7 protein-coding genes are annotated in these 15,548 nt (G+C 67.9%); all 7 read right to left on the bottom strand.

What is annotated here, in order from left to right:
- Positions 1–248 precede the first annotated feature (248 nt).
- Genes ACSRUE_RS31565 through pglX form a run of 7 tightly spaced genes read right to left on the bottom strand, consistent with a single transcriptional unit; the run spans position 249 to position 15,383 of the window.
- A complete protein-coding gene (locus ACSRUE_RS31565) occupies positions 249–2,396 on the bottom strand; it encodes a DEAD/DEAH box helicase (RefSeq protein ID WP_441286836.1) in 2,148 nt (715 codons plus the stop codon).
- Entirely contained in the window at positions 2,393–3,751 is a 1,359-nt protein-coding gene (gene brxD / locus ACSRUE_RS31560; protein WP_441286835.1) for a BREX system ATP-binding protein BrxD, read from the bottom strand. Before brxD ends, ACSRUE_RS31565 begins: the two co-directional genes overlap by 4 nt.
- Positions 3,748–6,540 carry a BREX-2 system phosphatase PglZ gene (gene pglZ / locus ACSRUE_RS31555; RefSeq protein ID WP_441286834.1) on the bottom strand — a complete coding sequence of 931 codons (2,793 nt, stop codon included), beginning with the start codon at positions 6,538–6,540 and terminating at the stop codon, positions 3,748–3,750. Before pglZ ends, brxD begins: the two co-directional genes overlap by 4 nt.
- On the bottom strand, positions 6,537–10,241 hold the full coding sequence (locus ACSRUE_RS31550; RefSeq protein ID WP_441286833.1) for a hypothetical protein: 3,705 nt from the start codon (positions 10,239–10,241) through the stop codon (positions 6,537–6,539). The genes pglZ and ACSRUE_RS31550 overlap by 4 nt, the downstream gene beginning before the upstream one ends.
- Positions 10,238–10,831: a hypothetical protein gene (locus tag ACSRUE_RS31545; protein WP_441286832.1), complete on the bottom strand. Its 594-nt coding sequence runs from the start codon at positions 10,829–10,831 to the stop codon at positions 10,238–10,240. Before ACSRUE_RS31545 ends, ACSRUE_RS31550 begins: the two co-directional genes overlap by 4 nt.
- The gene (locus ACSRUE_RS31540; protein ID WP_441286831.1) at positions 10,828–11,880 is read right to left on the bottom strand and encodes an AAA family ATPase; all 1,053 of its coding nucleotides are present in this window, start codon (positions 11,878–11,880) and stop codon (positions 10,828–10,830) included. The genes ACSRUE_RS31545 and ACSRUE_RS31540 overlap by 4 nt, the downstream gene beginning before the upstream one ends.
- Positions 11,877–15,383 carry a BREX-2 system adenine-specific DNA-methyltransferase PglX gene (gene pglX / locus ACSRUE_RS31535; protein ID WP_441286830.1) on the bottom strand — a complete coding sequence of 1,169 codons (3,507 nt, stop codon included), beginning with the start codon at positions 15,381–15,383 and terminating at the stop codon, positions 11,877–11,879. Before pglX ends, ACSRUE_RS31540 begins: the two co-directional genes overlap by 4 nt.
- Positions 15,384–15,548: the final 165 nt, after the last annotated feature.

Genomic DNA, 15,548 nt, shown 5'->3' with positions numbered 1-15,548 from the left:
TCTGTCGGCTATGGTCAGGTCCTAACGTGGATAGGGCGGTCGGGCGGGCCGCGCTCGCGGGTGACGCTGGCGCACGGGCGACATCGTGCAGCTCCGGGCGCGTGGCCGTCAGCGCGTCGTCACCGGCGCGGCTCATTCGTAGCCGCACGTACTCGCCGGTATCATCTCGCACCGATCGAGAGACGCCGCTCGAACTGGGATACAGCGAGCGGTTCTTGCGCAGCTCAAGCCGCTCTAAGGCATAGAGCCTACACAGATGTCAACTCGCTGACACACGGCGCGGTCGTTTCCGTTCCCGATCCCCCCACACTCCGCCGTGCCCCCTTCACGTCCAGCACCCCAGCCACCAGAAGCTCGCGCATCAGTCTATCTGGTAAGCACGGTTGAAACTTCGAAACCCTGCTCCGCCCCGCCCCCTCCGCATGCCGCAGCGCATCCTCCTCGGTCGGTTGCCCCGCTGCCCGCATGGCCGCGAGCACCTGCTGCACTCGCACGATGCTCTTGCCCGCCTCGCCCTTGAGCGTGATCGAGTGGTTCCGACTCACGCACTGTCCGCCGAGCTCGGCTTCCAGCATCCGCGCCAGCAACAGGTTCGCTCCCCCGCCCGCGAACGTCCACCATGTGATCCCCTCCTGGCTCTCCAGCACCGGCGCCGCTTCGGCCCGCAGAAACGTGTGCTCCGTTCGCATCATCGAAAGCACGTTCCGAGCACGAGGAGACCAGCTGGTGTCCTCTGCGTCCTCCAAAAGGACGCGCCGCATCGCCTGGCACAGCTCGTACCGAAGGTGCTGCGGCCCTCCCGCCCATCGAGGAGGCCGACCAGCAGACGCCGGCCTCACCGCGCAAATTCCACGCTTCCAGTCGATCGACAGGATCTCCCAGGCGCGCCCCGCAAGCGTGAAGCTCGCCGGCTCCCGGTCCGAGTCGAGCGTCATCAGGAACAGCGCGTCCACCGTCCCGATCTCTTCTGTATTCGAACGGACCGTCACGAGCCGCGGCACATCGAACACCGCGTACAGCTCGCGGAAGTTGGCGCGCCCGTAGCGCTTCTCACCCTCGACTCCGAGCCAGAGCTTTCCACCTTGCTCCGATAGGATCGTCGTATCCAGCATATGCTGGACGAGCTCCGACCGCTCCTCCGCCCTGATCCCGTCGAACGCAGTGGCTCCTTCGAGCCATGCCCACCAATCACCCCGGCCGATGCCGCTTGCCTGGATGCTCAGACCCATGAGCTGGTGCGCGAGGATGTGCGTCGCACGGCGGCTTGGTCGGACATCTTCGACGAAGCCTTCCCGGTACAGCCGGATGATCGCTGCCGCCTGCAGGACAGCCATCTCCTTCGTCACCAGAAAGGTGCAGTTAGGTACGACTCCGTCGCGCCGTCCGGTGCGGCCCATGCGCTGCAAGAAGCTTGCAACGCTCGGAGGGCTGTCAATCTGGAGCACATGGTCGAGATCGCCCACGTCGATACCGAGCTCCAGCGCGCTCGTCGCGACGATGACGCAGTCCCTTCCCTCCTGAAAAGCTCGCTCCGCGTCGCGGCGCTCCGGAAACGACAGCGATCCGTGGCTGACGAACGCCGTTACCCCAAGCTGCTTCAGGATGTGGCCGAGCCCCTCCGCAGTGCGCCGCGAGTCGACGAAGACCAGCCTCTTCTTGCCCGGGTGCAGCGCCTTCACCACCATCGCCGCGTTCTCGAGCGTCGCCACGTAGTCGAGCGCCAGATCAGGGGGGATCCTGGATCCCTTCGGGTCGACCACCTCTGCCACGCGCTGCGAGCTTCCCTGGATCCAGCGCAGGATCTCCCCGGGGTTCCCAACCGTGGCCGAAAGGCCGACCCTCTGCACGTCGCGACCACAGTAGCGCGTCAGTCGCTCCATGAGCGACGAGAGGTGCGCCCCACGGTCATCGGCCGCGAACGAGTGGACCTCGTCGATGACGACCGTACGAAGACCGGCGAACAGCTCGCGGGTCGGCACGCGCGGGCTGATCAGCATCGCCTCCAGCGACTCCGGCGTGATCAACAGGATGTCGGCGGGGTCGCGGAGGAACGCTTTGCGCGCGCTCGGCGTCGTGTCGCCGTGCCACTTGAAGGAGCGGCGCCCGACGAGGCCAGCGAGCTTCGCCACGCGTTCCTCCTGGTTGTTGAGGAGCGCGCGGATCGGCGAGAGGTAGAGAACCGACACAGGGCGCCAGTCCTCGGTATCCATCGAGGCGAGGAGCGGAAAAAACGCGGCCTCCGTTTTTCCGCCTGCCGTCGGCGCCAGGACGACTGCGTTCTTCCCGTCAAGCACCGGGCCGATCGCGGCCTCCTGCACGGGGCGCAGCGCGCGATAGCTCAGCGTGTTGGCGATCTGGTACTGAAGCGCGCTCGAGAGGCGATCGAAGGCGCTCATTCCAGCTCGTCTCCGCGGTCTCCCTTCCGGTCTTCACCTCCCAAATCGAGCGCGATGTCGGCGACCGTCCGGACGACCTCGGCAGCGTCACGCTCTTCATCGTTCATCTCGTTCGTGGCCACGACGAGTTCGTAGTGAACGAGCGGGTCGAACTCCGCGTGCTCGTCCACCTGATCGAGCAGCCCCACGAGGCGCTTCAAATAGAGGCGCGGAGCTATACCCACCTTGCCGCCGAGCTTGCCAGCGACCCCGCGCGCAAGGCTTACGAGAAGCGCGTCATTCACGTGCTTGGCGATGCGCGCCGGGTGGTCCGATGGGTAGAGATCGCGAACCCGCCGACCGACCTCGACAAGACGTTCGAACGAGAACGGCTGAAGCCGGATCTGCACGGCGCGAGCGCTATCGAATTTCGGGTCCTTTGCGAACTCCGTCTGGAGCCGCTGCGCGAGTGGGGGCAAGCGCTGAACCCCTTGCATCCCGTCGAAGAACTGAGGCGTGCCGGTGATGAGCACGTAGAGCCCCGGAAAGCGCCCGGCGCTCAGGTCGTCGATGAGCTGTCGTAAGGCGTTCAGGCTCTTCTCGCGGCTGTCGGCGCGCACGCGCTGGATCGTCTCCACCTCGTCGAGCACGAGCACGAGCCCTGCGCGCCCCGTCTGCTTGAGCAACTCGAGCAAGCCCCGGAGGAAGCCCGCGGCGCCGTCATGATCCACGTCGCCCTTGAGGCCCGCCGCGCGTTTGATGTCGGCGGCGACGTTCGGCTGCCCCATCAGCCATGCGACCAGGCCCTCGGCGATCGCGTGCTCCTCCTTGACCCGCGCCGTGTGGCACCGGCGCAGCGCGGCAGCGAACTGCGGCTGGGTCGCGCTCACCGTCGCGAGCCGCTGCTCGAGCAGCTTGCCCACCGCCTGGCTCACCGCCTCGGCGTCGTTCGCGTCGGTGCCGGGCTGGGCGATCACCTCTTCTTCGAGGTTGTAGAACCAGCGGTCGACGAGCGAGCGAAAGGCGCCAATAGACCACTCCTTCGTCTGAAGGCCCTCGATGGCCCTGCGATAGACCGTCTCCATCCGATAAAGCGGCGTATCGGACTCCGAGATCTGCACGAGCGTCGTCGCGAAACCGCGCTGCCGCGCCCGGTGCTCGAGCCAGCTCGCGAAGAACGTCTTGCCCGTCCCATACTCGCCACGCACCGCCTTGAACTTGCCGCGTCCCGATGCCGATGCCTCGAGCTCCTCGTCGATCACCTTTTCGAAGGGGTCGAGACCGACCGCGAAGAGCTCGAGCCCATGCCGCGGGACGGCTCCGAGCCGCAGGGAATCGACGATCTCGCGTCGTTTGAGGGGACTCTTCGGGGTCACAGCTTCACCTCGAACTGCTGCGCGAGCTTCTCACGATCGAGGTGAATCGTCTTCGCCGCCGCGTCATGTCGGATCACCTGATAGCCATCGATGTTGAGGACCTCTCCGAGCTTCGACACCACGCCTCCGATGCGCCACACGGCCACGTTCGTAGCGGCCGCGAGGGCGGCTTCGGACGCTACCCCCTGGCGCTCCAGGAGGAACTCGACCGCTTCGATGATCTGCTTCCGGTCGCTCGCAGCCTTCTGCAGCGAAGCTAGAATGGGCGAAGACGCGAAGGCAGACTGCCTGGCCGCCGGAGCGGGCGGCGGCGCCGGAGGCGGCGGGGCGAGCGCCGGGAGGACGAGTTGTGCCTGGCTTGCCGGCTTCTTCGGTCGGGCCGGGCTCTCGATGGGGGCTGCATCCGGCGCGACGATCGGCATGCGGACCTCGAGATACCACCAGGGCGGGACATGCGCCGAGCCCACATCGAGCGCCCGATCGTTATGCGTCGGCGCTCCGAGATCCTCGCAGCCGATGAGCAGGCATGGCGTCACCACCTCGGCGAGCGTTGCCCCGCCGTGCTCCCCGGCGTGCGTCGCGCCACCGTACCGCGAGGCGTCGTCCGCCAGGAGCACGGCCCCATGGGCCCCTTTGGGGCTACAGATCGTGTCGCCGCGAAAGCCGACCTCGTACGGTGCGAGCACCTCGTCGGCCGAGGTCCACGGGCGCCAGCGCGCCCCCGCGTCCTTGTAAGACCCCTTCGAGACGAGGCGGTCCGCGGGCACATGACCGTGGTCGCTCGCCAGGAGCACCGCGCGACCCGCCTCGCGCGCGCGCTCGAGCAGCTCCGGCAGCGACCTGATGCTCTCCACCGTCCACGCGTGACGCTGCTGCGGATCGCCCTTGAGCGAAGAGTCGATGGCGTTGATCACGATCGCCACGACCCGCCGGGTCCTGTCGGCGACCAGGCTCAGCGCTTCCGGTGAGGCTGAGCCCTCGAGTGTATGCCCTTCGCCACGCAGGAGGAGCTTCGGTACTTCGGTGCCGCCGAAGAGCTTCTTCACGTCGCGGTGCTCGGCCCAGCGCTCCACGTCCTTCGAGGTGTTCCACGCCGCGCCCGGCGGCAGGGCCTTTCCTCCGAAGAACGCCGCGCGGCTCACGTCGGTCATCGTTGGAAGGTTTGCCAGCACGGCCGGATAGATGCCGTCGCCGATCTTGCCCTTCGACGAGCCGTGCCAGGCCAACGGCCCCCAGGGCACCGTGCGGGCGCTGAGCGATTGCAAGAGCTCTACGGCCTGCGCCCACGCCATGCCGTCCATCAGCAACACGAGGAGCTGCCGCGAGGCGTCGTCTTCGAGGAAGCGGACAGCGATCCGCTTCACCGCGTGGTCGATCGGCACCACCTGCGCCGAGGGACGCCCGGCAGCTACCCAGCTCGACAGCGAGCGGGCGAAGCGCCGATCCAGCTCCTGGCGCGCTTCATCGGCCGCCGCGACGACCGCGTTTGCGCCCTTGCCGAACCCGTCCTCCGCAGTCCCGCGTGCGCTTCGACGAGCCCAGTCCACGTAGCCCCCCTCGGCGGCGTACCAGCGCGCGAGCAGCTCTGCGTCGCCGTGCGGCGTCGGTGGTCCCTGGAGATCGCGGTCCGGCCGCGCTGCGAGCCATGCCGTGAGCCGTACGGCCATCTCGGCCCGCGCGATGATCACCATCTGATCCGTGTCGGCGTAGAAGGCGTGCCCCTCGAGGCCCTTGCAGACCGCCGCAGCGCGCCCGACGCTCTCGGCCGATGGCGCCGCCGCCGCCTCTGCGAGCGCGCGGCCGAGCGCGGCAAGCCGAGCGCGCCACGCCGAAGGCAACCGGCGATCGCCGGCGAGCGCCTCGCGTACGTCGGCGTTCTCTACGAGCGCGTCGGCCGCCTGCACGATCGCGCGTGCCGCCGTCGCGCCCGCCTTCTGCTCGACCTGGCGGAGCGCCCCGTCCGCCGAGGCCCCGAGCGCTCCGGCCACCGCGGCCATGGCGCCGTCGCTTGCCACGTCGAGCGCAGACCGGGGCGCCAGGTTCACCCACATCTTCACCCCGGCATGCTCGCTCGACGACAGCGTCTCGAACAGCAGCGCGTACGCGAGGGGCGTTGTGCCTCGCCCGCGCTCCCAGGCCTTCCACACCACCGGCCCCGCCTCGCCGAGCTGCGCCTTGAGGTACGCGAGGAGCTCGTCCCGCACGCCCTTCGCTGTCGGCCCGCTCATCGCCTCGACGAAATGCGCCCCTCGATGATCGAGCGCGGCCCAGCTGAGCAGCGTGTCGAGACCGAGGCCGCCGGACACGTCGATCCGCCAGACCGCGCTGAGCCATGCGTTCCACATCGCCGCCAGGGTCAGCCGCCCCGCGGGCACCTTCAGGGGAGCGGGCGCCGACGTCGTGAGCAGGTAGGTCGATAGAGCGCTCTTCCGGGCCTCCCCTTCGATTTCGTTGGCCCCCAAGAGCGTCATCAGGCGCGCTTCGGTGCCGATCCGGAGGATCTTCCCGCTCTGGGCGAAGCGACCGGCGAGATCGATCGGGATCTCCGTCGCCCACGGCACCAGGAACGCGATGCGCGTTTCCTCGTCGCCGAGCACCGGCATGCGCTCGCGCAGCTCGAGCTCACTCCGCACCGGCACGACCCGGAGCGGCGGCATGTTCGGGAAGGTCAACTGTTCTTCGATCCCGGTCCCGAAGAACGCGAACAGGTGCCGCTTGCGCTCGTACCGATAGAGCTTGCCGATCTGTTCGGCAATGTCTCTCTGCGTGAGGCTCGGGATGTCGCTCATCCCTTCCTCTTCCCGGCGAGGGTCAACGTTCCGAGCACACGCACGTTATCGCCCGCCGCGTCAAGCGCGCCCTCCACCTCGGTGAGCAGGGCTCGCAAGCTCGCGAGAACGGCCTCTCGGCCCTGCCCCTCCAAGGTTTTCTGAAAGAGGATCACTTCCGCCGCCCCCCCGCCGCTGGCTGCGCCGCGCCCGCCGCCTCCGCCGCTGATGTTGAAGGCAAGAGGCGGCGCGAGCAGGCGTTGCCCCTCCTCCGCAAGCGCGCGCAGCCGCGGCGCGAGCGCCTCGTTGACCTCGTCTTGGCGCAGCGCCTGCGCCACGTTGTCGTTGACCGTCTGCGCTCCGACCAGCTCCGCGCGTCGGGCCTGAAGCTGCGCGAAAACACCGAACACCAGCGCGTTGTCGAGCACACTCACCGTCTCGGCGGCCGAGCCCATGCTCCGCCCGACCGCTTTGGCGCTGGTGTCGAATGTGGCCCCGGCGAGCAGGTTCACCTGCTCCAAGCCGCTCTTCTTCTGCAGGCTCGCGCAGAACCGATCCGCGGTGATCGCCGTTCGCAGCCGGTCCGCCGTCTCCGGCTCTCCCAGCGCGACCAGGCGCGCGCGGAGGGCGACCGGCAGCCTCGCGGACGACGCGGCCACCGCCGCGAGCTTCTCGGCGAGCAGCGACTCGAAGCGCTTGAGGTTGTCCGCGTGGAGCGCCTTGCCGGCCAGCGCGATCCCGAACGTGTCCCCCGCGACGACGAGCGCCTTGGCCCAGTCCGCGTGCCCCGGGAGAGGCGGCTTCTCGAGCACCACGTCATCCGGGATTTCCTGCCCGGCCTTGGGCTCGAACGGCTTGTCGAAGCGCACCAGGGTCCGCGCGGCCCAGCGCGCGTAGCAGCGGACGATGAGGTCGAGGGCGTCGACCTGCAAACCCATCTTGTTGCTCTCGTCGATCCAGCTCCGGATCTGGCCCACCGTCGGTGCGTCGACCGCCTTCTGGCTCCGCTTCTTCTCGAGCTCCTGCAGGGTCCGGTCCTCGACGAGATGGACGGCCGTCTCGGTGACGCGCACGAGGCCGAGCTCCGAGAGCGTGCCGCTCATCTCTTTAAGGAGATCCCGGTCCGCGGCGATCCGCTTGTCCTCGGCGTCGATGATCTCGCCGAACTTTTCCACCAACTTGGCGATCCGCGGGCCGGTCAGCGACGGGGCGAAGTGCGGGTGACGCGGGTAGCGCGCCGCGAGGACCGCGGGGATGTATGCGTCGAGCGCGTCCGTCAGGTTGGCCGCCAGGGTCGGCTGGAGCGTCGCGCCGGGCATGAGCAGGCGCAGGTGGTTTTCCACGCTGCGACTCGGGTCGAGATCGCCTTCCTTCGCGCGGCTCAAGCCGTAGGCCTGCTCCAGCGCGCCGAGCAGGCGCAACGTCTTCTGGCTGCGCAGGTTGCGAAGGTCGAGCAGCGCGCGCGTCTGGTTCTCGACCGAGAGGTGGGCCACCGCCTGCCGCTCCGTCTCCTTGTTCTCGAGGAGGTGCTCGATCACCACGAGCTCGCCCAGGAGGTCGTTGATCGACCTCGAGAAGAAGCTCGGGATCCACGCGAGCGTCCACGTCCCGTGGGTCCTCTCCACCAGCTCGTCGAGGACCCGGAGATCGTCGTTGGGGCCAAAGTCTTTCTCGTCGAACGGATAGTCGACCACCAGACGCCAATCGTCGTCGGCGGGGCAGAGGAGCTGCTCGTCGCCGAGCTTGCGCACGTTTCCGAAGCGCACGTGTCCGGGGCGCTTCGTCCCGCGCCACATCTGCACCCGGTCCTTCCCCCAGTCGGCGACCTTGTCGACGCCCATCGCTTCGAACAGCAGGTCGCGAATTACCCGCTGCCGCGCGCCCGGCGTATCGTGCTCGCGCGCTTGTTGGAGGATCGGTGTCAGATCGACGCCTTCGAGCACCAGGCGCACCACCGGATCGGCCTGCGTCCCGACATGGAGCTGGCCCACGGTGCTGCCCCACGTGCGCAGCTTCTGGGCGACGATGGTCGCCTCGGCGCCCGGGATCGGCACGCGCAGCGTCCCGTGGTTGAGCTGCGCCAGCTTGCTCGCGGTGACCTCTTTGAAGGCCGCGATCTCGGGGACGAGCGCCGCGACGATCAGCGTCTTGATCAGCCGGTTGTCGAGGCGACAGGCCTTCTCCGGGCAGTTCGAGCAGCCGAGTCGCACCGGGTGCCCCGGCCGGAGCCGCTGGCAGCGATCCGGCGTCGTCGTCCCGTTGCCCTCCTGGATCATCGGGAGGAACTGGTACCGGTAGATCTGCTTCGCCGCCTCGAACCGCGCCTTCATCACGCCGTCGGCCGGATCATCGCCGCCGGACAGGACATCGAAGAGATCTCCCACGCCGACCACGTCGCCGAGGCGGAGATCTTCGATATGCTCGACGAGGATTTCGAGCAGGAGCTTGATCGCGGTGCGCTCGCGCTGGAGCGAGTTCGAGAGCGCGACGAGCGCCTCGACGAGGACCGGGCTGAACGGGTAGAGCAAACGGAAGGCCGTGGCGTCATCGCGACCGAGCAGGGTTTGCCACGACGCGCCCGAGGCGCGCTTGAGCTTCTCGAAGGCGTCGTCGAGAAGGCGTCGCGCGGCGTCGTCCTTGTGCTTGAGCACGCGCTTTTCGAGGATCGCGGGCAGGTCCCGGTCCTCGAGCGCGATGGTGTCGTAGCGGCCCTCCCAGTGCTCGAGAGATCGGTGCAGGCGCGCCGTCTCGGCGCCTGCGTACTGGGCGCCCACCATCTCGGCCAGGTTCCGCTGCCGGGCGATGAAGCTGATGATCGGGATGGGCCGCTGCGCTTCCTGCGCCTCGACCAGCTTGACCATCTTCTGCGTCTCGTTGTGCAGCCAGGCGGCCTCGGAGGCCCGGTGGGCCAGCCAGAGGATGAGCTCGTCGAGGAAGAGCACGATCCCCTCGTATCCGAGCCCGGCCGCGTGGCGCGCCATCGTGCCGAGGCCGCTGTCGAGATCCACGAAAGCGCGGCTCTCGTGCGCGTAGGCCTTGAAGCGGGTCTTGACGAGCGCGCTGAAGAGCTGCTCGCGCACCCTGGGGTCGGCGGAGGTGGCCGCTTCCTCGAAGCGCTCGCGGCTCCAGACCGTGACCTTGCTGAGCTCGCCCCAGCCGGCGCCGGGTGCGACGCCGTCGTTCATCGGGCCGAAGAACCGCGCGTCGCCGAGCTCCTCGAGCATCCGCCGGGCGTCGGCAAAGAGCTGCTCGTCGGCGAAGAGCCCGGGCACGGTGGCGTCGGGGTGGTGCTGCCGGACATGGTCGACATAACGGCCGAAGACGGCCGCCTCGATGCTGTCCTGTCCGACCATGTGGAAGTGGAGCTGGAGGAGCTTCTTCTTCCCGATGAAGCCGTGCGGCTCGCGCAGCGCATGGAGCGTGGGGATCCGCCAAGCGTCTTCTTGCCCCTGCAGCAGGAGCGTCAGGAGGGCCATGAAGTGCGATTTGCCGCTGCCGAAGCTCCCGTGCAGGTACGCGGCCTGGCTGCGCCCGTCGCGCAGCGCGGAGCCGACGAGGCGCAGGGCTTGATCGAAGGAGGCGACGAGGGCCTTCGTGACCACGTAGGTCGAGGCCGTCTCCTTCGGCTGCTCGATGCCCTCGGTCAGCTTCAGGACGAAGTCGCCCTTGCGGACCTGGTTCGGCAGCAGGAAGAGATCGCGGACGCGGGTCGGTTCGGTCATGGCTTTCTCGGCCTTTTCACGGGCGTGCGGGGGGGAGGGGAGGAATCGACCGTGCTCTGGAGTCGGTGGACGGCGAGGCCAGGGATAGACGTCTCGCAGTTGTAGCGATTGACGACCAGCAGCCGAGCCTTGAGCCATTTGAAGGCGTTCTCGTGCTGCTTCATCAGCAAGCTTCCATTCAGCGCCATGCGCTGCCGTCTGGTGGCGAGCACCTGCCCAGTAGGCTCCTCGAGATGGAGCACGACGCGCACACGCGCCCCCTTGACGAGGGCATGCGCGAGCGGTGTGCTGAGCATCGTCTTGTCTCCGCGACGAGTTTCCGTGATCACGCCCATCACGGTGTCGTGCACCTTGTCACGGAGCACGTCGGGCAGCGGCTTCTCGTTCTCGCGAGGATGCTTGGCGTGATCCTTCACCTCGATGAGGTACACGCTGCCCGTGCTGTCGATGGCCACCAGGTCGACGCACGCCGGGGTCTTGCCCTGGACAATCTCGTACTTGGATGCCGACGTGCCGTCCCATGTCCCGCACAGCTTCCAGTCGTCATCGAAGTCGAAGCGAAGAGACTTTTCCGTGAGCGACTTGGTCATCCCGCGCCTCCGGACCGCTCGTGCCGGAGCTGATCGGACACGAGGCCCTGCTCTTCCTCGGCGTGCCGCGCATACGCCGCCAGGATCGGGTTGTGCTCGATCTCCGCCAGCGTGGCCGCCCACTTGACCGTGACCGGCTCCTTCACGGACGGCCGGTGCAGGGAGAAGAAGCGGACAGGCGGCTCCAGGTTCCCTTGCTCGGCGCGGAGCGAGAGCTGATGGGCGAGGAGGTAATCGTGGGTGGCCAGGACGATCTGCACGCCAGCCGCGGCGAGGTCGCGGAGCGCGCGCACGAGCTCGATCACGAGCTTCGGGTTGAGGCCGCCCTCCGGCTCATCCCAGAACAGCACCGTGCCCTGCTTGATCGACGCGTTGGAGACCAGGTGAGAGAGGAGCGCGATCTTGCGCCACCCTTCGGCGAGGAGGTGGGCCTCGCGCTTGCCATCCCCCATGTCGACGTAGAATCGGCCGTTTTCAAGGGTGATCTTCCCCGTCGGCAGGGACGTCATCCTGGCGCGAAGGGCGTCGGCCGCCGCCTTGGCCTTCATGCGCGGCAGCGGGTTCGCGAGCGCCAGGCAGAGATCATAATACGTCTCGTCAAAGGACAGGACCCGGTCCTGATACACCGCGATGAAGCTCTCGAATGCCGCGAGAAACTCCCGGCTCGGGATGAACATGGGGTCGGCCGCCTTTTTCATCGTGGAGAGGGGCACGCGCGCGTCGCCCTGCTCGTTGATCGTGACCTTGAGCTCACCTTGATCGGTCGTGAGCATCACGTCAGCGCCCTTCGCGCCGCTCCGGACCAGCGGCGTCAGGTTGTCGTCCGCGGTCTTGAACGTCGAGGCGAGGCCGACGGCGAGCTCCCGTTGGAGGTCGTCGGTGATGCGCGCCTTCTTCCGCGTGGACCGCAGGACGGCGTACATCAGCTTGAGCGCGTGTGACTTGCCCGTCGCGTTCTCCCCGATCAGGACGTTGATGCCAGGCGAAAAATTGAAATCGACCGTGTCGAAGACCGTGAAACCACGGATTTCCAGGCGCTCGATCGTCATGAGTGTCCGCTCGCTCCCGAACGATGCTTGTTGAGCGCTCTGCGATGACGTCCCGGGCCGGTGGGACGCCAAGCGCGAATTTCCTCCAGCGAGAGATCGAGTCGTTGCGTCTCTGTTTCGACGAAGAGCCGCAACGCTTGCGCGGAGGGGTCACCGCGCTTGCCTCTGACCGTCTCCCACCGTTCGATCCAGGGAATCAGCTCGAGGACCCCGGACAGGAGGGGAACGAGCCGGGCTGCGTCCTCCCGGGCCACCTTCAACGTTTCGTGCTGGTCGATGAGCGCCGCCGCCCTCTCGTGGCAACTCCAGCCGGCCCAGCCGAACCGATCGTGGCCGGCCCTTCCCACACCTTGATACAGGATGAAACGCTCCCGGGGCACGTCCAGCTTGCCGCGGAGCTGCCAGAACGTCGCGTCGCGAAAGTCGTGCGGAGTGTAGGCCGGGGGTGAACCGGCGGATCCATCGGGGGCCTCGCCCGTGTCTTCGCGGCGCTGCACCTCCCACGCACGCGTCCATGCGGCGCGCTTCTTCATACCCGAAGCCGTGTAGCGGAGGGGTGGCAGGTAAGGCACGGAGTAGCGATACAAAACGCCCTCCAGGCGCTCCGCCACGGTCGAGTCGCCGAGCGAGCAAACCGCTCGGACATCCACCTGGTCGAGCCCCATCGCGATTTCATCGGGCTCGATGGAACGCGGTGCCGTAGAAGAGCGCAAGACGTCCTCGACGCGATCCGCGAGCCAGCCGTCTGCCGCCTCCGCGACCTCGACGCCGAAGCTTGTCGCGCCGCTTCCGGCGCCATGCCGAAAGGGGTGCTTGTACAGCGCCTGCTCGATCATCCCCAGGAGCGGGGACGCTTGAGTCGCAACCCGGCGGCGCACCCATAGCTCGGTCAGCGCGGGATCGAGCGCGGCGGGAGGCTCCTTGGAGAGCCATGCGAAGGGACGTTGCTCCGGCAGCGCCGTGCCGCTCGACCGCTGGAACTGCGCACCACCGAGCTCCAGCGCAGAGTAGACGAGCCAATCGAGATCCTCCTGGTCCCGGACCATCTCCCGGAGCAAACGCAACTTCTCCTGCTGCGCCGCGGCCAGCGCGTCGATCAAGCCGTCCCGCGAAGCGCGGTCCCACCGCGCAAGCACACGCGCCGGTACATGCTCCGCCATGTCTCGCGCCGCGCGATCCAGGCGCCTGCTCAGATCGGCGAGCTGCTCGTTGACCGGCCCGTGGCACAGAACAAAGCCAGGCACGGGGAGGCTCCCGAGGGTTCCCAGGGCGAACTCGTAGCGGTTGTCCTCGGGGTGCATGCCGAACGACTCGATCACCGTGCCCACTGGCACCTTCGAGGGGAGGACCTGCTTCATCCAGTAACAAGCGGTGGAGCTGTTGAGATAGCCGAGCAAGGCAAAGCGCTTCTCCTCCCCGAGCTCTTCGGATAGCTCCAGGATCGACGCGCCGCCGGTGATCACGATCTCATCGTGAACGAGCACAAAATGGTTGTGGGTGGAAACGAAGGGGAACGCGACCCTGTGCTCCGAGCTTGGAGCGTGGGGCCGCCATGGCCACGTCCACCAGTTGTTGGGATGCGCGCCGGAGGACCTCCCTCGGGATTTTTCCCCGAGGATGCTCCGAAACCTCCACAGGAACTCCCCCCAGCGCGCGCGCGGATCGAACGCCCGACGCACCCCGGAACCCGGGAGCTCAGGGAGGATCGCCGCCTGCGATGGCGCGATGCCCCAGCTCCGGATGTCCTCGCCGCGGGCTGCTGGGCGCACGACCTCAGCCTCCAATCTCAGGCGGGCCGGGAGATCAGGGGGCTGGAGAAAGACCTCATCCGTGCCCGATCTCGGGGCCGAGCTGGCACGATTCAGGAGCTCTGTCAGCTTCTTGGTCGCAGCCTGCTCGAGGGCGCGCAGGATCTCGGTCCAGGCGCCTGCGCCAAGGCTCCAGGGGTGCCGGGAGAGCGTGTCGCGCCGCATCTGGAACACCGCGATGTAGTCGTCGGTGTACCCCACATCGTCCGCGTGAGCGACGATCGCGCTCCAGACGCGCCCGCTCGCTGGATCCGAAGGCATGATCGGCTCGCCGCGCCGACCGCTGACCACCATCACCGGGTCGGGCCCGGGCGCCCGGTTGCGTCCGAACAGCAGCACGGTCGGTGTGCCGTGGCCGGGGATGTAGGCCCCCGATGTGTCGATGATGCGCGTGAGCTCGACCCGCGGCAAAACCTGCTCGATTAGCTTCTTGCCGAACTCCCGCTTCATGAAGCTGTTTGCGTTGATCAGCCCCACATACCCTCCCTCGACCGCGAGCTGAAAGAACCGCTCGGTGAAGGGGGCCGACAGCGCATACCTCAAGGACGCGCTCACGTACCGCTCCCGGTAGGCCTCTCGCAAGGCCGGATCATTGCACGTGCTGTACGGCGGATTCCCCACCACCGCCTGGTACCTCCGCCCGAACACGCGCGCCGTCGCCTCTGGAGCCTCCCACGCGAACATCGGCGGCTCGATCCCGGGCGATTCCCCCGTCGTCTCCTTGGCCCAGGAGTGGAGCAGCGAGTCCGCTACCACCACCTCGAACGGTAGGCTCGCCGGCACCATCGCCAGGCTCTCGATTCCCGCCTTCTCCAGGTACGCCAGCGTCAGGCGGAACCTTGTGATCGCCACTGCATACGGATTCACGTCCACCCCGTGGACCTGCCCGAGCGCCGCCCAGACATGCTCCTTCACGGCGGTCCCCGGCTGCTTCCGCATCCGGTGCTCGCAGATCCGCTCGAAGGCGCCGAGCACGAAGTGGCCCGAGCCGCACGTCGGATCGATGAGGTGCGTCGCCTCCAGCCCGTACTCCTTGATCGCCGGCTCCAAGGTCCAATCGAGGATGAACTCCTCCACGAACTGCGGCGTGTAGAGCAACGCGTACCGAGCCCGTGCGCTGGCCGAGAGGTCCTCATAGAGGTCGCCCAGGAACCGCGTGTCGGTCCCCTCGAAGCGCCATCGCAGGCCGTTCCCGCCTTCGTCTCGCTCGCGAAAGAGATCGAGCAGGGCCCGGGCCGCGTCGTTGGAGAGGGAGAGGAGAAATGCTGGATTGCTTGTGGGGCCCAGCAGGTCCGCGACGCCCGGGTACCGGGCAACCTCGCGGAAGGCCGTCAACAGGTAGTCGCAGGCCGTGAGCGACGGCGCGATCTCGAAGAACAGGCGCTCGGCGTCCTCGGCCTCCTTCCCGGCAATGCGGCGATGCCGCACGAGACCGCGGTCCTCCAGCGTGCGCAGGAACACGCAGGACAGGATCCAGGCGGCACCGATCTGCTCCAGCCAGCGCGTGGTCCACTCGGCCAGGGGGATCGCGGTCCGCCGGGCGTGCACCTCGCGGGCGTGCTGCTCGGCGAGCCCGGCGGCCACGGCCGGTACCCTGGCCCGCTCCAGGAGGTCGGGCAGCAGCGTCATCTCGAGCAGCCGTGCGAGCGCGGCGGTGAGGCTCTCTTCGGCTCCTTTCTTGCGCCGGCCGGCCATGCGGCCGACCTTACCACGAGCCCGGCCAGCGCCGGGTGGCCTTGGTCGATGCCCTGGTCGTGCCGGCGCACCATGTCCCGGCCAGGAGCGCGGCATCGACGAACGCCCACCATCGCGCCCAGGGGGCGCGCTCTGGTGTCCGGGCTGCGCCTCGCCGCGGTTGCA

The sequence above is a fragment of the Sorangium sp. KYC3313 genome, from assembly GCF_052075895.1.
Lineage (GTDB): Bacteria > Myxococcota_A > Polyangia > Polyangiales > Polyangiaceae > Sorangium > Sorangium cellulosum_B.
This window is presented reverse-complemented; position numbering and strand designations above follow the sequence as displayed.